Raw genomic sequence first — 19,678 nt, 5'->3', positions numbered from 1 at the left:
GGAATAGGAGCGCCGTTCCGCCGTGCCCCGACCGCAGCAGGGCTCGAAGCGGTGCAAACGGTTGCCGCCCTCATCCTGGCCTGATGTGGCACACACCCCTGGATCACTGCAACGGGTTGGCCTAGCATCCGGGGTGTCCCGAGCAGGCAGGGAGCCGCCCCATGTTGAGCCGCCGCAACGCCATGCGCGCCATGGCCATGTCCGCCCTCGCCGTCCCGGTCCTCGACGCGCGTGGCGTCTTGGCCGCGTCCGATCCGTGGGCGCGGGCGAACCACATCGCGGCCAGGGTGCGCGGGCCGAAGTTCCCGCGACGCCGCTTCGACATCAGAGGTTTCGGCGCGGTCGGGGACGGGGTGACGGACTGCACGAAGGCCATCCGTGCCGCGATCAGGGCCTGCCACGCGGCCGGAGGCGGGCACGTGGACGTACCGGAGGGCCGGTTCCTCACCGGCGCCGTCCACCTGCTGAGCAACGTCGACCTGCACCTGGCCGCGGGCGCCAGGCTGCTGTTCAGCACCGAGCCGAAAGCGTACCTGCCGCTGGTGCTGACCAGGTTCGAGGGCGTCGAGCTCTACAACTACTCCCCTCTGATCTACGCGTACGGCCAGCGGAACATCGCCGTGACCGGGTCAGGCGTGCTCGACGGGCAGGCGGACCGGGATCACTGGTGGCCGTGGAAGGGCTCGGGCGACGACGGCTGGGAGCCGGGCGAGCCCCACCAGGCCGAGGCCAGGGCCGCGCTGTTCGCCCAGGCGGAGCAGGGCGTACCGGTCAGGCGGCGGCGATACGGCGAGGGCGGCTACCTGCGCCCGTCCTTCGTTCAGCCCTACCGGTGCGACAACGTCCTCATCGAGGGCGTCACCATCGTCAACTCACCGATGTGGGAGATCCATCCCACGCTGTCGCGGAACGTGCTCGTGCAGAACGTCACGGTCGAGTCGCACGGCCCCAACAACGACGGCTGCAACCCCGAGTCGAGCCGGATGGTGGTGATCCGCGGCTGCACGTTCGACACCGGCGACGACTGCATCGCGATCAAGTCGGGACGCAACGCCGACGGCCGCCGCGTGAACGTCCCCAGCGAGTCCATCGTCGTCGAGAACTGCACCTTCCGCGACGGGCACGGCGGCATGACGATCGGCAGCGAGATGTCGGGCGGCGTACGCGAGGTGTTCATCAGGGACTGCGCGATGTCCAGCCCCAACCTCGACATCGCGCTGCGCTTCAAGACCAACTCCGTGCGCGGCGGGTTCATCGAGGGGTTCCACGCCAGGGACCTTGAGATCGGCCAGGTGGGCGGCTCCGTCATCGACGTCAACTTCCACTACGAGGAGGGACCCGGCCACGGCTTCAACCCGCGGGTGGGCGGGATCGACGTGCGGGACGTGACCGTACGGACCGCCAACCGGGCGCTCAACCTGCGCGGTTACGCCGACGCCCCGATCCGCGGGGTCACGCTGACCGACGTGGACTTCGGCGCCACCGCGACGCCGGTCGTGGTCGAGCACGTCGAGGACCTCGTGCTCAAGAACGTCACCGCCAACGGCGAACCACTGGTCGTACCCTGACCACGGGCTGTGTCACCGGAACCCGCCCCGTACCGATGAGTTTTGCCCACGGAAACGGTCCACCTCCCGAGACGACCGAAAGGGGAGGTCCTCGTGGACCTGTACAGCGTCATACCGGTGAGTGACCTCACGAAGGCACTGGAGTGGTTCGGGGTGTTCTTCGGACGCCCGGCGGACGAGGTCATCGGCGAGGAGCACCTGTGGCAGGTGGGTGAGAACGCGTATGTCGTCGTCGACGACCAGGACGTACGGGCCGGGCGCGTGGGCGGCGCCATGATCACGCTCGGGGTGACCGACCTCGACGACGTCCTGGCCCGCCTGGCCGCCCGCGGCATCACCCACGAACCGGTGGAAACCTACAGCAACGGCGTACGCCATGTGGTCGTCCTGGACCCGGACGGGAACAGCCTCTCACTCGCCGAGGCACCCGCCCAGTAAGCGCGCCTCAGGCGTGAGCAGGCACGAAGAGGGCCGGCCGTGGCCCCCGCTCGAAGCGTTCGATGCGTGCGGAGGATGCGTACGGTGGCCTTCGACGCCGTTCTGCCGACACGGGAGCGTCCGCCGCCACCCGTACCATGGAGCGGCGCCCCACGGGACCGCGAGCCGTCCGAACCCGGAGCTGCCGTGCCTGACGACACCCTGAGCAACGAGACGCCGTACCTGCGGCTTCAGGCCGACTACGTCGGCCGGCTGGGGGTCGAGGTCGGCATCTTCGTCGCCGTCGACCACCTGCGACGCAAGCACCTGCTCACGCCGGAGGAGGAAGGCCGCTACTTCGACATCGACGACTGGTTCCGCGAGCACCTCCCCGAGCCGCCGTTCTATGCGGACGGAAACACCATCGGCGCGATCACCTGGTTCAAACACGCCACAACGGGTGCGATGCTCTCCCGTCTCAGGCCACTGCGGGACCTGCTGTCAGCGCATGATGTGCGGTGCGACCTCGTACGGGCGAGCGATCCGGGGACGCTCGTCTACGAGGACGACTACCAGGTCGGCGTGATCCCCAGGATCCGGAAGCGTCCCTCACCGCTGCCGCCTGGTGTGACGCTCGGACCGACCACCTCGGGTTCCAAGCGGCACCTCGCCCGCCGGCGATCGGAACCCGGATGACGTGACCCGCTCGCAGGTGTGGTGGCCGGCGTGGATGCCCGGTGGTCGCGTCAGGTGGACGGGGTTACGGGTGGGTGCTGGCCGGTGTACCGGAAACGCCCGCGAGCATGCCCTCTGACGACGCCGGCACCAAGGCCGAGGCCGTCGGAGAGGACATGCTCGTCGCCGCAGGCGAATGAGGGCTCAGCGCACGCGGAAGGCTCGCTCCACGGTCTGCTCGACCGTGTTACCCGCCGTGTCGCGCGCCGTGAGGCGGAGCGACGCGAACTCTCCCTTACGCGGGAGGACCGGAACGATCGCCTTCCAGGTGTCCTTGCCGGAGGGCACGACGACGGCCTTGACCCACCGGGAGCCGTCGCGCGACACCTCGACACCGATGCGGGACAGTTGCCGGGTCGCCCCCGTCATGCGCTCCAGCCGCAGGGGCAGCACGAGAACCCCGGGCCTGGACGCGTTGTCCAGGTCGAGCTGGGGATTGGCGCGTAGCACGAACAGCGGCACCGAACCGGCACCCGACGAGGTGAAGGACCACTCCGTCCTGACCTTGGTGGACAGCTCGCTGGCCTTGGGGTTGACCGTGCCGTCCAGGACGAGCTGGAAACGCCCGCGACCTGGCTCGACGGGGAAGGTCACCGTGCCGGGCAGCTTGTCGGCCGTACCCACGACCTTGCCGTCACGCAGGAGCGTCGTGGTGCCGCCGCCGTAGTCGCTGCTCATGAGGGAGCGGCCGGGACGAGACGGGTACCACAGCGGTGTGCGCGCGATGGTGAAGGCCTTGTCGTTCCTGGTCACGGCGGCGTTGTCCGGCAGGGCCGGGCCGACGACGCCCGTGTTCCACCATTCCTTCTCGGTACGACCGGCTCGGTAGGAGTCGGCCTCGGCGTGTTCGTCGGTCTGGTGAAGCCGCCCGGACGGCATGGTCTCGATCGAGCGCCGCCACGGCACGCCAGGCGTGAAGTACCAGGTCGGCGTGGCCGGCAACGACACGACCGCCTGGCTCCACGAGGTGTAGGACCCGCCGGGGCCGTCGGTGACGGGTCCCGCGCCGAACGCGCCCGTGGCGTCGGCCCGGAGGGTGGCCAGGTGCGCTCGTACGGTGCCCAGCTCGCGATCACGCACCCGCAACGAGCCCGGCACGGAGCCCTCTCTGCGCAGCAGCAGGTTGTACTGGTAGGGCGTGTCGGTGAACGTACCGTCGGCACGTAGGGCCGCCAGCTGGGTGAACGTCTCGAAGCGGAACCCGCGCGTCTTCCCCTCAGTGGGCGACACACGGAAACGCAGCGGATCGGGCGAGACGTTCCGCGGCAGCGAGAAGCGGTCGAGGGAGAACCGCGCCCCCCACTGCCGGCCGTCCTCGCGGTCCTGGATGAAGGTGAAGGTCTCTCCGGCCGTCCTGGCGTCGGCGTGGTCGGTCGCCACGTTCAGCAGCCGCGCGTCCCGGGCGTCGAAGACGAGCTCCCGGTCCTCCTTGACCTCCAGGCCGGGCACCGGCACCACGCTCAGCTCATCGCGACGGTCGGGGAACGCGGTCCGGAGCACGGCATAGGCCAGATAGCGGCCCGCGGGCACGCGGACGGGTCCCTCGCTGTCGCCGTGGTTGATGCCGATCTTGATGAGCGGGCCGCCGTCCTCCGGCATGAGCGTCATCGGCATGTAGTCGTCCGGGCGGTCGGGGACCGTACCCAGCTGGTCGATCATCTTCACGTGCAGGTCGTAGCTCTCCACCTCGGTGGAGAGGTTGACCAGCGTGGAGACGGTGACGCCGCCGCCCGTCGCGGTGATGCGCCCCGGGAATGCGCCGGGGCGGGACGACTTCACCTGCGCGGTGACGGTGACCGCCGCGGTGCCGTTCGCGGGGACCGTCACCTGCGTGGCGCCCAGCGTGTACACGCCCTCGGGCGCGTCCAGAGCGAGGTCGAGCGTGACCGGCTCGGCGCCGGAGTTGCGGTAGGTGAGGGTCCGCTCGATCGGTTCGTCCTCGTACGGCCAGCGCAGGTGCCCGAAGGACAGCGTGCCCGCATCGGCGGCGACGGTCTGCTTGACGGCCTTGGCGACGTCCACGCGCCCGGCGCCGTTGTCGGTGAGTGACCCACCCGGCTTGACCGAGCCGACCAGGGCCGCCTTGAGCTGCTGCCACGTCCAGTCGGGGTGCTGCTGGGCCAGGACGGCGGCGGCGCCGGCGACGTGCGGGGCGGCCATCGACGTGCCGGAGTACGCGACGTGGCCGGTCGTACCGGCCTGGGCGGCGGTGATGTCCACGCCGGGTGCGGTCAGGTCGGGCTTGATCGCGAAGTCCGCCACGCGGGGGCCTCTGCTGGAGAAGCTCGCGAGCTCGTCCTCCGAGTCGACCGCACCCACCGTGAGCGCCGAGTCGGCGCTGCCCGGGCTGCCGAGCGTGCTCGCGCCCGGCCCGTCGTTGCCCGCGGCGATCACGAAGAGCACGCCGCTGTCGGCGGAGATGTGCTCGACGGCCTGCTCCAGCGGGTCGAGTCCGGGCTCGTCCGGGTGGCCGAGGCTCAGGTTGACGATCTTGGCGCCCTGCTGGGCGGCCCACTCCATGCCGGCGATGATGCCGGAGGCGTTGCCGCTGCCGCGGTCGTTCAGCACCTTGCCGCTGAGCAGCCGGGCTCCGGGCGCGACGCCCTTGCGCGCGGGCGTCCCCGCGGCCCCCTGACCGGCGATCGTGGCGGCGACATGAGTGCCGTGGCCGTTCCGGTCGACGGCGTCCTCGCTGTCGGTGAAGTTCTGGGCGGCCTCCACCCGGCCGACGAGGTCGGGGTGCTTGTCATCGACGCCGGTGTCCAGAACGGCCACCTTGACACCCTCACCGGTGAACCCGGTCTGCCAGGCCTCGGGCGCGCCGATCTGCGGAACGCTGCGGTCGAGCGAGGCCTTGACGGGCGCGTCCAGCCACACCTTCGCCACCGCACTGTCCTGGCCGAGCTGCCCCCACACCGCCCGCTCGCGCGGAGCGGTGGCCGCCACGGCGTTGATCGAGGTCAGCGTACGGGCGCCGGCCAAGGACGTCTTGGGCGCGGCCCCGTCCCGGTACTGCACGATCAGCGGCAGTCCCTTGACCGAGGCGTCATCCAGCCCGGCCGCGATCAGCCGGGGCACCTGGAAGAGGCTGCGATCCAGCACACCCCTGGCCACGTCGCCGGCGACGTCCAGCGGGATGAGCGACCAGTCGTCCTCGGTGCCCTCCGTGACGTACCGGACGTCCTTCCTGCCGGGACCCGCCTCGAAGCCGACCCGATCACCGTCCACGGTCACGCGGTCCCCGGTGATCAGCGTCACGCTCTTGGCGGCGACCGAGCCGGGCTGTGGGGTGTCCGCAACGGCCGGGGGGACGACGGCCAAGGGGATCGCCAGCGCGACCACCGCTACGAGCGTTCTGCCTAACATAGTCGTTTCCTCCTCATAGGACATGAGGAGTCAAGCAGGGGAGGATTTAAGCGATCAAGCAACCTGGGTGGCGTCATCGGTCATGACGCATGTACGACACGCCACTCAAGCCTCCGCAACCGACGACCGGCCGATGGGGGACCACACCACGCGAACCTCCGCAACCAACGACCGGCCGATGGGAGACCACACCACGAGCAGGTCGCGACCGTCGGGGAACGGTCGGGCACGGCAGGCCTGACGCAGGAACGATCAGCGCTGACTTGACGTACGCGGCCGCCGTCGGGCGATCATGACGCATGACCCGTGTCCTGTCGACACCGCCCACCATTCCCCCGGGCTCCCTCGCCGACTCACCCCAACCCGTGGTACCCGCCTCCGGGGGCCTGCTGCTCCGTCCCTGGGAGCGGGCCGACGCACCGGCGTTCCTCTCCGCCTACCAGGACGACGAGATCAAGCGCTGGCACACACGCCGCCCCTCGACCGAGCCCCAGGTCCTGGAGTGGTTCGACACCTATCGGCAGGACTGGGAACGGGAGAAGGGCGGTCACTGGGCGGTCACGCGCGACGGCGGCGAGGTGCTCGGCCGGATCGCCCTACGCGGTCTCGACTTCGACGACGGCATAGCGGACGTCGCATACTGGGTGCTCCCGGCGGCCCGCGGTGCCGGCGCGGCCTCCCGCGCCCTCACAGCGCTCACGACCTGGGCCATGGACGAGATCGGCTTCCACCGCCTGGAACTGGACCACTCCACGCGCAACCCGGCTTCCTGCAGGGTGGCCACAAAGTCCGGCTACCTCCTGGAAGGCACCAAGCGGAGCGCCGCCGTACATGACGACGGCAGACACGACATGCACCTGCACGCCCGCATCCGAGACATCTGAGCCCGTTCCGCCGACCACGTGCAGGCTCGGCATCCGACGCGGGACGGCGGACCGGCGCGAAGCAGCGTCGCCTTGGACCTGTGAAGAGACGCTGGGCCGGCCTGCCATCGCCATCGTTTCTGTCACCAGTCCCTGCCATGATCGCTGCTTATGGACACCGATGAATTCTGGCGTCTGATAGAGCAATCCGGGCATGCAGCGGGCGGGAAACGAGCGCGCGCGGCATGGCTTCAGGAAGCGCTGAAAACACGCTCAGCCGAGGACATCCTCGATTTCGAGTCGTACCTACTCTCGGCCAGGCGCCGCGTGGACACGTGGTTGATGTGGGGTGCCATGCGCGCCCTGTTCGGATTCGGCTCCGGCGACGACTTCTGGTACTTCCAGATGTGGCTCGTGGGTCTGGGGCGGGAGGTCTTCGAACAGGTCGCCCATGACCCAGACGCCCTGGTGGATGTGCGGGAGGTGCAGCGCCTGGTGGCCATGGAGCATCATGGGCCCCCGTGGAAGAATGACGACTGGCCAACGTTCGAAATCTTGGACTACGTAGCGGGTGAAGCTTGGGAACACGTAACCGGCGATGACAGGGACGGTTTCTACGACGCTCTGAGGGCACGCGGCCATGAGATTTCCGCACTCCCTTGTCCCAGCGACGAAGACTGGGAATTGGACGACGAGGAGGAGTCGGCTCGAAGGCTGCCACGGATCAACCGTTACATGCGCGAACTGTACGGCTGCGCCTGAATCACCAGGTCTTCCCCCACTTAGTCCCTCAAACATCGTTTTCACGACCGGAGAACGAGTGTACGGACAGCAGTCGCCTGGCACCTCGCACGCCCGCCCTGCTGATCTGCTTTTCGGCCCTCGGCAGGCATCTGGTATTCGCGGGTGCGCGACCTACCGTTGCATAGCTCTGTAACGCTTGAGCAGGGCCGTGATTTCGTCGTAGTCGCGCGCGCCGTTCAGCTCGTCGAGCAGGTCGTCAGGGCACAACTCGTAGAGGTCGCCCCACCAGCGACGCGCCTTGTTGTCCCAGATCCGGTAACCGCCGGGAACGCCTCTGGCGACGTAGCGTCTCCTGCCCATGGTTCGTCAGCCTGCGATCCGCCAGTCCACGGGTCAAGCGCGGTGATCAGCCCAATACTCGGTGAGCCAGGGTGAGGAACGACCTTTGGATCGTCGACCGCCCCCGAGCACGTACGGTCCAGCAATGTGGTGGCGATCGTAAGGGCTGCAACTGTGCGGCGGCATGGCAACCCCGGGTCGGAGCGTTCGGTTGGTACGGCGGGAGCAGCGTCCGGTGCCCGGCCCGATGTCCCGCCGCCGTCCGGGACCGGCCCCCGTGCCGCCTACGTTTCCGAGGCCGACATTCGCGACGTGGTCACCCTCGTCAAGCAGTGGCAGGAGGCTGCATGTCCACGATGGCTCTAGGCGACCGCCACGAGGCGGTAGCAACGAAAACACGTGTGTTCGTCTGGCCTGATCTCGCCACAATCCACCCGATACCGGCCCGGCACGATCTCCACGCTGATCGCTTCCGCGTCCATGTCGCCTCGTACCTCGTCGATCTGGATCTCCGGCCCCGGTACCGCAGCATCAAGAAGCACCATCGACCCACCGAAGTCCATGGCCGGCCCCTGCTCCCACGTGACATCGCCCAGTTCGGACACCGCCTGCTCCACGTCACAACCGGGATCGCCATAGACCCACTGCACGAACATCCTCAACCGCTGGAAGTACGTGACACTCGCAGGCTCGTCCCAGAACACCAAAGCCGGCTCACCCGCACCGAACCGGATCACTCCGAGATCGTCGACCGCACATGCCAACTCGTAGTCGTCGCCCTTAGCGCCGGTCCACTCCTTCAGCGCCTTCTCCGCCACGAGCACCAGCGGCCCACCCGAGGACTCCGCCCAGATCTGCACAACCCTCCTCTTGCCCGCATGACTACGGCGATGAGATCACACACCACCACCGCCCTCAAACTGACGCAAGGAGCACACCGCTGACCGAGCGACCCACCTCGTCGACGGCGATCGCCAAATGACTGAGGAGACACGCCGGCGCCGGCGTTTCCAGAATCGGAAACGAGGCTTGTTTCACAGGTGGCCGGTACTGGGTTCGAACCAGTGACCCCTCGCTTGTAAGGAGCCATAATCGCTGAATCGTGCGCCTTGACCTGCACCACCCCACCCTGTGGAGTGCTCGGTACGCTATGATCGATTTCGTCTAATGGCACGCTAATGGCACGGCGATCATGCCTTTGACGTGGGGTTCGCCAGCGAGATCTGGCACGGTACGGCACGGCCCTGTGGCACGCACGCGGCACCCGCCGCGCACACCGCTCCTCCTGATCATCCCGTCTGCCGTCGACCCCGCCCGAAGGGTAAGCGGGCCAGGGCTACGGGTACCAGATGGAGCGCCCCGCCGGACGAACGATCTGGTACCCGTAGCCCTGGTCTGCTCGGCTTGTCCCGGGGTCGATAGCGGGCGGGATGATCAGGCTAACGACCCCAGCCCGATGAGGCCCTGGCAGTCTTTCCGCACATCCCGGAGTCGGAGTGCCCCACGAATTTCAAGTGACCCACAATTGGGTCACTTAAGGGTGAAATCGCGTCTCATACTCGTGCCATGACTGCCGTCGTTCTCGTCTACATGCTCTCCTTTGTCGCCCTCGCCCTGGTGGGCAGCATCATCCTGCCTGCGGTCTGGTCCAGCAAGCCATCTCGCCGGCGAGTCGCGCTTACGGTTCTAGATCGCCTGCTCAAGTTCCTGGTAGATGTCGCGCGTATCCGCGCAGGGCGGTCCGAGCACGGCCGAACGCGAGAACGGCCCTCAGGCCGCACGCGCAGCGTGCGGCCGAGCGCAGGGCTGCGCGGCGGCGCGGAGCGCCGCCCTTGACTCGGGTGAACTCCTGGTCGGGCCGCCCAAGTCGAGAGCAGGCGTCCGTACGGTGGCCATCCCCGATGCGATCGTCCCGGCGCTCCGTGAGCACCTGGAGACCTTCACCGGTCCCGAACCGGAAGCCCTGATCTTCACCGGTCTGCGGGGCGGCATCCTGCGGCGGAGCAACTTCCGACGCGCGGCCAAGTGGGACGAGAACACGAAGAAGATCGGCTTCCCTGGCCTGCACTTCCACGATCTCCGGCACACCGGAAACACGATCGCCGCTGCCTCTGGCGCGAGCCTCAAAGATCTCATGCAGCGAATGGGACATGACTCCGTGCGCGCCGCGATGATCTACCAGCACAGTACGGCAGAAGCCGATCGGAAGATCGCAGACGCCATGAACGCCAAGATCGCCGAGAGCAACCCGGACCATGACGATGGATCTTCGGGAGTGCTCGTCCGCGTCAGCTAATGGCACGTTAATGGCACAAAGCCCCGTAGCATGATCGCTGCGGGGCTTCTTTGTGCTGGTGGGCGGTACTGGGTTCGAACCAGTGACCCCTCGCTTGTAAGGCGAGTGCTCTACCGCTGAGCTAACCGCCCCTGATCGGCACTACACCTTACGACACCATCGGCTTCGATCGCACATCCACCGTCCACTCCGGACCCAGCTCAGGACGCCCGGCCGCGCGCCACCCGAGAAGGGCGGCCCCCAGCATGCCCGCGTCCACCCCGAGCGCCGCCGGCACCAGGGGCGGGGCGTCGCGGAAGGCCAGGCGCTTGACCAGGCGCGTACGTACCGGGTCGAAGAGGGCAGGGCCCGCTTCGGCCAGGCCGCCGCCGAGGACGATCAGGGAGGGGTCCAGCAGCAGTGTGTACGTGGCCAGCGCCAGCGACAGGGCCTCCACGGCCTCGTCCCATACCTCGATGGCGATCGGGTCGTCGGAGGAGACCACCTGTTCGGCCTTGACGCCTTCCACGCCCGCCCGCTCGCTGTAGCGGCGCCCCACCGAGGCGGCCGAGGCGTACGTCTCCAGGCAGCCGAGCTGGCCGCACGCGCACTCTTCGCCGTCCGGGAAGACGGGGGTGTGGCCGATCTCGCCGGCCCAGCCCGCCGAGCCGCCGTACGGTTCGCCGTGGATGATCGAAGCGCCGGCGATGCCCGTGCCGATGGGCAGGAAGAGGAAGTCGGAGACGCCGCGGCCCGCCCCGAGGATGCTCTCCGCGAGGCCGCCCGTGCGTACGTCGTGCCCGAGCCTGACCGGGATGTCCAGGGTGGTGAAATCTGTGGCGGGGACGTCGCGCCAGCCCAGGTTGGCGGCGTAGACGGCGGAATTGTCGGACACCAGCCCGGGTACGGCCAGGCCGACGCCCGCCGGGACGCCGTCGCCCGAGCCGGCCAGATGGGTGATGAAGCCCGAGATCGCAGCCACGACCGCGTCCGGGCCCTCCGCCCGCGGGGTCGGGCGCCGCTCGCTCAGCAGCACCGCGCCGGACTCGCTGACCAGGCCGCCCTTCATGGACGTGCCACCGACGTCGAGCGCTACAACGAACGAACTCTTTGCGGACACGGAAGGAGACGATAGCGCAGCTCAGCAAATGTCCGGAAAGTTCCCATCGAAGCGCTGACCGCGGCATGCGCACCGAAGCGCCCCAACCCCGCGTACGGGCCCGCGAACCCGCAGCCGTCGCCCAAGACGCGGCGCCTCGCCACCGGCCGCTCAGGCATGGCTCAGGCGCGCCCCAGAGGCAATCCTGGGGCACCTCAGGGACAACGCACGGGACGGCCCACGGACAACACGGGGACGGCCAAGGGCCACCCCAAAGGCGACCCGGACCCGGCCCGGAAAGCAACACCCACAGGCACCCCAGGGACAGCCCGCAAACGGCCCGCTCACGGCCCGGCAACGACCCACACAGGCCGCACACGGCCTGACAACGACCCACAAGCGGCCCGACAACGACCCACGAACGGCCGACAGCGACCCCGAAACGGCCCAGAAGCGGCTCAGGCCCACTTCGGCCGCATCTCAGGCGCGCCCGAGCACCCTGTTGAGCGCGGCCTCCACTTCCGCGGAGAGCCCGGGCGGAGGCGGCACCGAGACGGTGAGCGTGTCGGTGCGGGCCATCCGCACGGCTCCGCAGGACCGGCACTCCACTTCGCCGAGCCGGCGGATCAGCGTCGTGGACCCGCAGGTGGAGCACGAGTCCAGGTCGTGGTCGTGCAGCCGTTGACAGTCCGGGCAGATCAGCACCTGGGACTCGTCGCGCACCCCGCGCTGCCACGGGCTGGCGCCGCGCACCGGGTCGGTCTGCCGGGCCCCGCAGCGGTAGCAGGGCATGGTTGCCTCCGAGGTTAAGAAATGTCGGCGAGTGCCTTCACGTAGTCGGCGACGTCACGTGCGGTGGAGGTCGGATTGACCACCTTCCACCGGATCACGCCCTCGCCGTCGATGATGAAGGTCCCCCGTAGCGCAAGCCCCTTCGCCTCATCGAAGACACCGTACGCCCGCGCGACCTGTCCGTGTGGCCAGAAATCGGAGAGGAGCGCGAAGGTGTAACCCTCGCGATCCGCCCACGCACGCTGCGCGAACATGGAGTCGACCGAGACGGTCAGCAGGTGTGCCCCGTCGAGCGGGTTGTCGCGCAGCGCGGACAGCTCGCCGTGGCAGATCCCGCTGAAGGCCAGCGGGTAGAAGACCAGCACGACATTGGCGCCCCGGAACTGGGACAGGCGCACCGGCGTGCCGTGCTGGTCCTGCAGCTCGAAATCAGGAGCCTGAGCGCCGACCTCGGCAGGATGTGCGTTCACGTGACCCATCCTGCCGTACGGCGGGCGCTCGAGCTCCTACCGTCCTTTGGGCGTCACGAGCCTCGTGCCTGACCAGTCGGGGGCGGCGGAGATGCTGCTGGTCTGCGAGAGACCCGCGGTCGTGGCGTCCTCCCCGATGTCGCTCGGCTCCACGTGGCCATCGCGCCCGGCCTTGGGAGTCAGCAGCCAGATCTGGCCGCCCTTGGCGAGTGATCGCATGGCGTTGGTCAGTGCGTCGAAGAGGTCTCCGTCGCCGTCGCGCCACCACAGCAGCGCCACATCGACGACGTCATCACTCTCCTCGTCCAGCAGCTCGTTGCCGGTCAGGTCTTCGATGGAGTCACGAAGCTCGTTGTCGACGTCCTCGTCCCAACCGATCTCCTGCACCACCTGACCCGGCTTGAGGCCGAGTCGTTCGGCCAGGCCGCGCTCGCCCTGCGCCTGACCCGCGGTCGCGCTCACGTTTATCCCTCCTGCTTGAGTGGCCCCGCTTATGCGGTTTATCGCTTCGGCACAGTCCACACGCTGTGACCCTCGGTCGTCAACGGTCGCCACGGGTACGGCCGTAGTCGGCCAGAATCAATCAGACAAAAACGACAGGCGAACCTGGCGTTGCGGGTTGTCGATGTTCAGGTCGACCAGTGCCACCGACTGCCAGGTGCCCAGCGCCAAACTCCCGCCCAGCACGGGGATCGTGGCATAGGGCGGGATCAGCGCCGGCATGACATGTGACCTTCCGTGCCCGGCCGAACCGTGGGCGTGACGCCAGCGGTCGTCGGGCGGCAGCAGGTCGCGCAGCGCGGCGAGCAGATCGTCGTCGCTGCCCGAGCCCAGCTCGAGCAGCGCGATCCCGGCGGTGGCGTGCGGCACGAAAACGTGCAGCAAACCGTCTCCGCCCTGCCCGCGCACGAAGTCGGCGCATTCGGCCGTGATGTCGTGCACCGTCTCTCGTGAACCGGTGGTCACAGAGATGATTTCAGATCTCACAGGCAAATCTTACTTAGGGACAACGACCGCATCAGGACCGGGAAACACCAGCCCCGTGTGGCCGTCGTCGAACCGCACCCTGTAGGGAGGCCCGCCGTCCGGACCTTGGACCTCCACGATTACTCCGATCCGGTCCCTTTCGCCAACGGTATTCCCGTGCACCAGGAGCCGGTCGCCTACCGTCGCATTCATACCTCCAGACTGATACTCCGAAGGCCGCAGGAAAAGACCGTATCCGGAGACAAGGGATATTTTGCCCGCCTGGCTCCGACAAGAAGAATGATGACCAAAACGTTACGCGGAACTGACCGTGGCGGCCGGCGAGCCGGCTCCCCGGACCCGATTTCCCTCTGGGCGAACAAGAAGCGCCGCCACGCGACGCCGTCCGCCGCACACGACGATGACACACGTCTCTATACGCGCGCGCGAGACCCTCTCCATGGATACGACACCCGCCCCCCGTCCGGGGTCACAGAGCAAGGGAGCTAGACTCGCGCGGCACGGCGCCAGGACGTGTACCCCCGCCCCGCCAGGGCAGGTTCCCGTACGACGCCGACCGACCAGGACCACCTCAAGACATCGAGCGAAATTTCGTCAGTTTTCCTGTCTTGTTAATTTGCTCCTGGGATGTAACCTGTGGCGAGATTCGTCCTACCATCGGTGGTCTAGGCCATCGGCACCCCTCCTGCCAGCAGGGACACCCTGGTTACCGGCGAGTAGAGATGCGTTTTCTCCGACTAGCGACCAGGATGGAAGGCGACCCAGACCAGTCATCAGTCCACCTCGGAAGGCGAGACCCAGTGGCTTCCGGACGCCAGCGTTTCTCGATCATCAGCGACGGCCTACCCAGCCAGCTGCCTGATGTCGATCCCAGTGAGACCAACGAGTGGCTCGAGTCTCTCGACAACGTCGTCAAGACCGAAGGCCGCACCAGAGCCCGCTACCTCATGCTCCGCATGCTCGAGCGGGCCCGCGAGCACCAGGTCGGCGTGCCGGGCCTGCGCAGCACCGACTACATCAACACGATCCCGCCGGAGCGCGAGCCGTGGTTCCCCGGTGACGAGCACGTCGAACGCCGCATCCGCGCCTACATCCGCTGGAACGCGGCCATCATGGTGTCCAGGGCCAACGCCCGCACCAACGTGGGCGGCCACATCGCCACCTACGCCTCGGCCGCCTCGCTCTACGAGGTGGGCTTCAACCACTTCTTCCGCGGCAAGGACCACGGCGAGTCGGGCGACCAGGTCTTCTTCCAGGGGCACGCCGCACCGGGCATCTACGCCCGCGCCTTCCTCGAAGGCCGGCTCAACGAGGCCCAGCTCGACGCGTTCAGGCAGGAGCTGTCGCACGGCTTCCACGGGCTGCCCTCCTATCCCCATCCGCGGCTGATGCCGGACTTCTGGGAGTTCCCGACGGTCTCCATGGGCCTCGGCCCGATCGGCGCGATCTACCAGGCGCGCTTCAACCGCTACCTGCTCAACCGGCAGCTCAAGGACACCAGCCGCAGCCACGTGTGGGCGTTCCTCGGCGACGGCGAGATGGACGAGCCCGAGTCGCTCGGCGCCATCGGCCTGGCGGCGCGCGAGGAGCTCGACAACCTCACGTTCGTGATCAACTGCAACCTGCAGCGGCTCGACGGCCCGGTACGCGGCAACGGCAAGATCATCCAGGAGCTGGAGTCCTACTTCCGCGGCGCCGGCTGGAACGTCATCAAGGTCGTGTGGGGCCGCGACTGGGACCCGCTGCTGGCGGCCGACGTCGACGGCGTGCTGGTCAACCAGATGAACACGACGCCCGACGGCCAGTTCCAGACCTACTCGGTCGAGTCGGGCGCCTACATCCGCGAGCACTTCTTCGGCTCCGACCCGCGCCTGCGCAAGATGGCCGAGCACCTGACCGACGACGACATCCGCAAGCTGTCGCGCGGCGGCCACGACTACCGCAAGGTCTACGCCGCGTTCAAGGCGGCCCGCGAGCACGTCGGCCAGCCGACCGTGATCCTCGCCCAGACCATCAAGGGCTGGACGCTGGGCAAGGACTTCGAGGCGCGCAACGCCACCCACCAGATGAAGAAGCTCACCAAGGCCGAGCTCAAGGAGTTCCGCGACCGGCTCTACCTGCCGATCCCCGACTCCGCGCTCGAGGGCGAGCTGCCTCCCTACTTCCACCCGGGCGAGAACGACCCCGAGATCCAGTACATGATGGAGCGCCGCGCCGCGCTCGGCGGCGTGCTGCCCAAACGGGTCGTCCGCGCCAAACCGGTCAAACTGCCCGGCGACGAGGTCTACTCCACCTTCCAGAAGGGGTCGGGCAAGCAGCAGGTCGCCACCACGATGGCGTTCGTGCGGCTGCTGAAGGACCTCATGCGCGACAAGGAGATCGGCCACAGGTTCGTGCCGATCATCCCCGACGAGGCCCGTACGTTCGGCCTCGACGCCATGTTCCCGACGGCGAAGATCTACTCGCCGCACGGCCAGACCTACGAGGCCGTCGACAGGGAACTGCTGCTGTCGTACAAGGAGGCGGTGCAGGGGCAGATCCTGCACGAGGGCATCAGCGAGTCGGGGTCGATGGCCTCGACCATCGCCGCCGGCACGTCGTACGCCACCCACGGCGAGCACATGATCCCGATCTACATCTTCTACTCGATGTTCGGGTTCCAGCGCACCGGCGACCAGATGTGGGCCATGGGCGACCAGATGGGCCGTGGTTTCCTGCTCGGCGCCACCGCCGGCCGCACCACGCTCAACGGCGAGGGCCTGCAGCACGAGGACGGCCACACGCCGCTCATCGGCTCGACCAATCCGTCCGCGGTCATCTACGACCCTTCCTGGGCGTTCGAGGTGGCCCACATCGTCCAGGACGGCCTCAGGAGGATGTACGGCGACCAGCCGGAGGACATCTTCTACTACCTGACCGTCTACAACGAGCCCTACCTGCAGCCGGCGCAGCCCGCGCACATCGACGTGCAGGGCCTGCTCAAGGGCCTGTACAAGTTCGCCGAGGGGCCGCAGACGCAGGGCCCGAAGGCCAACATCCTGTCCTCGGGCGTCGCCGGGCCGTGGGCCATGGAGGCGCAGCGGCTGCTGGCCGAGGACTGGGGCGTGTCGGCCGACGTGTGGTCGGCGACGTCGTGGACCGAGCTGCGCCGCGAGGCCCTGGCCTGTGAGGAGCACAACCTTCTCAACCCCGACGCCGAGCGGCGCGTGCCCTACGTGACGCAAGTGCTGTCGCAGGCGCGCGGCCCGTTCGTGGGCGTCAGCGACTACATGAAGGCCGTCCAGGACCAGATCGCGCAGTGGGTGCCGGGTGACTGGTCCTCGCTGGGCACCGACGGGTACGGCCTGTCCGACACCCGCTCGGCGCTGCGCCGCCACTTCCACGTGGACGCCGCGTCCATCACGCTGGCCGTGCTGTCCAGCCTGGTCAGGCAGGGCGAGCTCGGCGGCGAGGTGCTGCGCGAGGCCATCGCCCGCTATCACCTGAAAAACGGCGTCACCGAGGCCGGCGGCGCCGAGAGCAACGACACCCAGTCGATGGGCGTCTGAACCGTCCGATCACGGCGCTCCCGCGAGGTCCTCGCGGGAGCGCTGTCGTCGCGGCGCGACCAGGGTGGATACGCGCCGCCTCACCCGGGTTTGGTGCACCGTCACGTATTGTGGGCACTACTTCCCCCTGAGAGACGAGGGGAAGATCCATCGATATGCGACGTGTCCTAGCCGCCGCCCTGCTCGTGACCGCCACAGGCTGCTCCACCGCGCCCGCCGAGCCCGCCACGGACGCTCCCGGCGAAACCGCGACGATCGACTGGGGGGCCTGCACCGACCTCGAGCGCCCCGACGGTGAACCTCCCGCCCGCCAGGACGCCTCGGTGCGGTGCGGCACGCTCGCGGTGCCGCTCGACTACTCCGAGCCCGACGGCGAGCAGCTGAACCTGGCGCTGATCAAGCTGCCGGCCACCGGCAAGGGCAAGCGGCTCGGATCCGTGGTGTTCAACTTCGGCGGCCCGGGCGCGTCCGGCGTCGACACGCTCGACCAGGCGGCCAAGGCGCTCACCACGCTGCGTTCCCGCTACGACCTGGTCAGCTTCGACCCGCGCGGCGTCGACCGCAGCTCGGGGGTACGCTGCGGCGACGCCTCCGAACTGGAGACGTTCACCTCGCTCAACACGCTGCCGCCCGGCGAGGAGACGCGCAAGCGCACCACGGCGGCCAACAAGAGGTTCGCCGAGCTCTGCGAGCGCGACTCCGGCAAGGTCCTCCCCCACGTCGGCACCGTGAACGCCGCCCGCGACATGGACCGCATCCGCGCCGCCGTGGGCGACTCCAAGCTCAACTACGTCGGCATGTCGTACGGCACCCAGCTCGGCGCCGTCTACGCCACCGAGTTCCCCCACAACGTGGGCCGGATGGTGCTCGACGCGCCGCTCGACCCGACCGTCTCGTTCGAGCAGCGCACGCTGGCGCAGACGCGCGGCTTCCAGCAGGCGTACGAGAGTTTCCTGCGGTCGTGCGTGAAGTCCACGTGCGCGCTCGGCAAGGACGAGGCGACCGCCGACAGCAACGTCGAGAACCTGCTGACGCGGCTGACCACCAAGCCGCTGAACGTCCACGGCCGCACGCTGACGCAGGGGCTGGCCTCGACCGCCGTGGCCGCCGCGCTCTACTCCGAGCTGACCTGGCCGTTCCTGGAGCAGGCGCTCAGCGAGGGGCTCAAGGGCAACGGTGAGGCGCTGCTCTACCTCGCCGACAACTACACCGGGCGCAGGGAGGACGGCACCTACTCCACGCAGATGACCAGCTTCCCCGCCATCACCTGCGTCGACACCGCGGAACGGCCCAGCGAGGCCGAGCTGCGGCGCACCGAGGCGGCCGCGCTGAAGATCTCGCCGCTGTTCGGCAGCGAGGGCTCGGGCGGGCTGTGCCGGGTCTGGCCGGTCAAGGGCAGCGACCAGGCGCGGCGCGTGGACGCCACCGGCTCCGCGCCGATCGTGGTGGTGGGCGGCAAGGGCGACCCGGCCACGCCGTACCAGTGGGCGCCCAAGCTGACATCGCAGCTCAGGACGGCCACGCTGGTGACGTACGAGGGCGAGGGGCACGGGGCGTACCTGTCGGGCAGCAAGTGCGTGCACGAGCTCGTGGACGCGTACCTGATCGACGGAAAGGTTCCGCAGAAGGGTGCCACGTGCCCGGCGGCCTAGGCTGGTCGAGTGACGGAGAACAACGCGCGGAGCGCGGACCAGGCGACGGAGAACGATGCAGGAAGTGAGCGGATCGCTCACATCGAGACCGAGGCCGCGCGCCTGGCGGCCTTGGCCGGTGACCTGTCCGTCCCGGTGCCGACGTGCCCGGGATGGACGATCGCCGACCTGGTCACGCACGTCGGCCGGACCCACCGCTGGGCGGCCCATGTGCTGCGTGAGCAGGTGCGGGAGAAGATCTGGTCGCGGCAGGTGCCGAGCGGACTGGCCGAGGGGCAGAGCGGCGACGCCGCCTGGCTGATGGAGGGAGCCGCCGAACTGCTGGACACGCTGCGCACCACCGATCCCGAACTGGAGGTGTGGACGTGGGGCCCGGACCGGCGGGCCGCGTGGTGGCCGCGCCGGATGCACTTCGAACTGGTGGTGCACCGGGCCGACGCCGAGCTCGCACTCGGCCTCGACCCGGTCGTCCCGGCGGAGACCGCCGCCGACGGCGTCGAGGAGTTCCTGCACAACCTGCCGCACGCCGTCTGGGTCACCCGGTCACTGGCCGGGCTCGGCATGGAGGGGGCCACGATCCACCTGCACGCGAGCGACGGCGAGGGCGAGTGGACCATCACGCAGGGCTCCGGCGGGAAGATCACCTGGGCGCGCGGCCACGCGAAGGGCGACGCCGCGGTCCAGGGCCCGGTGTCGGATCTGCTGCTCATGATCTACGGCAGGCGCTCACCCGGTGATCTGACCGTGCACGGCGACCGCGAGCTTCTCGGCCGCTGGCTGGCCGCCGTCGACTTCTGACGAGCGCCCTGGACGCGCCGCCGCT

19 protein-coding genes and 1 tRNA gene are annotated in these 19,678 nt (G+C 68.7%); 10 read left to right on the top strand and 10 right to left on the bottom strand.

Annotated elements, in window-relative coordinates:
* Positions 1–161: 161 nt before the first annotated feature.
* The 3 genes from E1295_RS10735 to E1295_RS10725 all read left to right on the top strand — a co-directional run bounded on the left by E1295_RS10735 (position 162) and on the right by E1295_RS10725 (position 2,681).
* Positions 162–1,568 (top strand): glycoside hydrolase family 28 protein, encoded by a 1,407-nt coding sequence (locus E1295_RS10735; protein WP_132630094.1) that lies wholly within the window; start codon positions 162–164, stop codon positions 1,566–1,568.
* Between the two features lie 117 nt (positions 1,569–1,685).
* Positions 1,686–2,006, top strand: a complete 321-nt coding sequence (locus E1295_RS10730) for a VOC family protein (RefSeq protein WP_220448646.1) — start codon at positions 1,686–1,688, stop codon at positions 2,004–2,006.
* 186 nt (positions 2,007–2,192) lie between these two features.
* Positions 2,193–2,681 carry a hypothetical protein gene (locus E1295_RS10725; protein WP_132630092.1) on the top strand — a complete coding sequence of 163 codons (489 nt, stop codon included), beginning with the start codon at positions 2,193–2,195 and terminating at the stop codon, positions 2,679–2,681.
* 183 nt (positions 2,682–2,864) lie between these two features.
* Here E1295_RS10725 and E1295_RS10720 read toward each other — a convergent pair whose 3' ends face one another.
* Complete coding sequence (locus E1295_RS10720; RefSeq protein WP_132630091.1) at positions 2,865–6,086, bottom strand: S8 family peptidase; 3,222 nt, start codon at positions 6,084–6,086, stop codon at positions 2,865–2,867.
* A gap of 299 nt (positions 6,087–6,385) precedes the next feature.
* Here E1295_RS10720 and E1295_RS10715 point away from each other — a divergent pair, with 299 nt between their 5' ends.
* Positions 6,386–6,970: a GNAT family N-acetyltransferase gene (locus E1295_RS10715; RefSeq protein ID WP_132630090.1), complete on the top strand. Its 585-nt coding sequence runs from the start codon at positions 6,386–6,388 to the stop codon at positions 6,968–6,970.
* 150 nt (positions 6,971–7,120) lie between these two features.
* A complete protein-coding gene (locus E1295_RS10710; protein WP_132630089.1) occupies positions 7,121–7,711 on the top strand; it encodes a DUF4240 domain-containing protein in 591 nt (196 codons plus the stop codon).
* Between the two features lie 153 nt (positions 7,712–7,864).
* Here E1295_RS10710 and E1295_RS10705 read toward each other — a convergent pair whose 3' ends face one another.
* Both E1295_RS10705 and E1295_RS10700 read right to left on the bottom strand, forming a co-directional pair.
* Complete coding sequence (locus tag E1295_RS10705; RefSeq protein ID WP_132630088.1) at positions 7,865–8,053, bottom strand: hypothetical protein; 189 nt, start codon at positions 8,051–8,053, stop codon at positions 7,865–7,867.
* A gap of 341 nt (positions 8,054–8,394) precedes the next feature.
* The gene (locus tag E1295_RS10700; protein ID WP_132630087.1) at positions 8,395–8,892 is read right to left on the bottom strand and encodes an Imm21 family immunity protein; all 498 of its coding nucleotides are present in this window, start codon (positions 8,890–8,892) and stop codon (positions 8,395–8,397) included.
* A 706-nt stretch (positions 8,893–9,598) separates the two neighbouring features.
* Here E1295_RS10700 and E1295_RS50800 point away from each other — a divergent pair.
* Both E1295_RS50800 and E1295_RS10695 read left to right on the top strand, forming a co-directional pair.
* Positions 9,599–9,868, top strand: coding sequence for a hypothetical protein (locus tag E1295_RS50800; RefSeq protein ID WP_246079963.1), 270 nt, complete (start codon positions 9,599–9,601; stop codon positions 9,866–9,868).
* A gap of 13 nt (positions 9,869–9,881) precedes the next feature.
* Positions 9,882–10,328 carry a tyrosine-type recombinase/integrase gene (locus tag E1295_RS10695; RefSeq protein ID WP_281284731.1) on the top strand — a complete coding sequence of 149 codons (447 nt, stop codon included), beginning with the start codon at positions 9,882–9,884 and terminating at the stop codon, positions 10,326–10,328.
* A gap of 56 nt (positions 10,329–10,384) precedes the next feature.
* On the opposite strand, the gene E1295_RS10690 is transcribed toward E1295_RS10695, so the two are convergent.
* The 7 genes from E1295_RS10690 to E1295_RS10660 form a co-directional block, all read right to left on the bottom strand.
* Positions 10,385–10,459: transfer RNA gene (locus tag E1295_RS10690), tRNA-Val, on the bottom strand.
* A gap of 17 nt (positions 10,460–10,476) precedes the next feature.
* The gene (locus E1295_RS10685; protein ID WP_246079961.1) at positions 10,477–11,427 is read right to left on the bottom strand and encodes an ROK family protein; all 951 of its coding nucleotides are present in this window, start codon (positions 11,425–11,427) and stop codon (positions 10,477–10,479) included.
* 459 nt (positions 11,428–11,886) lie between these two features.
* Positions 11,887–12,198, bottom strand: a complete 312-nt coding sequence (locus E1295_RS10680) for a hypothetical protein (RefSeq protein ID WP_132630085.1) — start codon at positions 12,196–12,198, stop codon at positions 11,887–11,889.
* Positions 12,199–12,212: 14 nt separating this feature from the next.
* The gene (locus tag E1295_RS10675; protein WP_132630084.1) at positions 12,213–12,677 is read right to left on the bottom strand and encodes a peroxiredoxin; all 465 of its coding nucleotides are present in this window, start codon (positions 12,675–12,677) and stop codon (positions 12,213–12,215) included.
* A 27-nt stretch (positions 12,678–12,704) separates the two neighbouring features.
* Complete coding sequence (locus E1295_RS10670) at positions 12,705–13,130, bottom strand: DUF3052 domain-containing protein (protein WP_132630083.1); 426 nt, start codon at positions 13,128–13,130, stop codon at positions 12,705–12,707.
* Between the two features lie 117 nt (positions 13,131–13,247).
* The gene (locus tag E1295_RS10665; protein WP_132630082.1) at positions 13,248–13,655 is read right to left on the bottom strand and encodes a secondary thiamine-phosphate synthase enzyme YjbQ; all 408 of its coding nucleotides are present in this window, start codon (positions 13,653–13,655) and stop codon (positions 13,248–13,250) included.
* A gap of 9 nt (positions 13,656–13,664) precedes the next feature.
* A complete protein-coding gene (locus E1295_RS10660) occupies positions 13,665–13,847 on the bottom strand; it encodes a DUF1918 domain-containing protein (RefSeq protein WP_132630081.1) in 183 nt (60 codons plus the stop codon).
* A gap of 608 nt (positions 13,848–14,455) precedes the next feature.
* Between E1295_RS10660 and aceE the strand changes: the two genes are divergently transcribed.
* The 3 genes from aceE (at position 14,456) to E1295_RS10645 (ending at position 19,653) form a co-directional block, all read left to right on the top strand.
* On the top strand, positions 14,456–17,203 hold the full coding sequence (gene aceE / locus E1295_RS10655) for a pyruvate dehydrogenase (acetyl-transferring), homodimeric type (protein WP_132630080.1): 2,748 nt from the start codon (positions 14,456–14,458) through the stop codon (positions 17,201–17,203).
* 155 nt (positions 17,204–17,358) lie between these two features.
* Complete coding sequence (locus E1295_RS10650) at positions 17,359–18,855, top strand: alpha/beta hydrolase (protein ID WP_132630079.1); 1,497 nt, start codon at positions 17,359–17,361, stop codon at positions 18,853–18,855.
* A gap of 9 nt (positions 18,856–18,864) precedes the next feature.
* Entirely contained in the window at positions 18,865–19,653 is a 789-nt protein-coding gene (locus tag E1295_RS10645; protein WP_132630078.1) for a maleylpyruvate isomerase family mycothiol-dependent enzyme, read from the top strand.
* Positions 19,654–19,678: the final 25 nt, after the last annotated feature.

The organism is Nonomuraea mesophila, assembly GCF_004352805.1.
GTDB classification, from domain to species: Bacteria; Actinomycetota; Actinomycetes; order Streptosporangiales; family Streptosporangiaceae; genus Nonomuraea; species Nonomuraea longispora.
The sequence above is the reverse complement of the archived record's forward strand: the minus strand, read 5'-3'. Positions and strand labels throughout refer to the sequence as shown.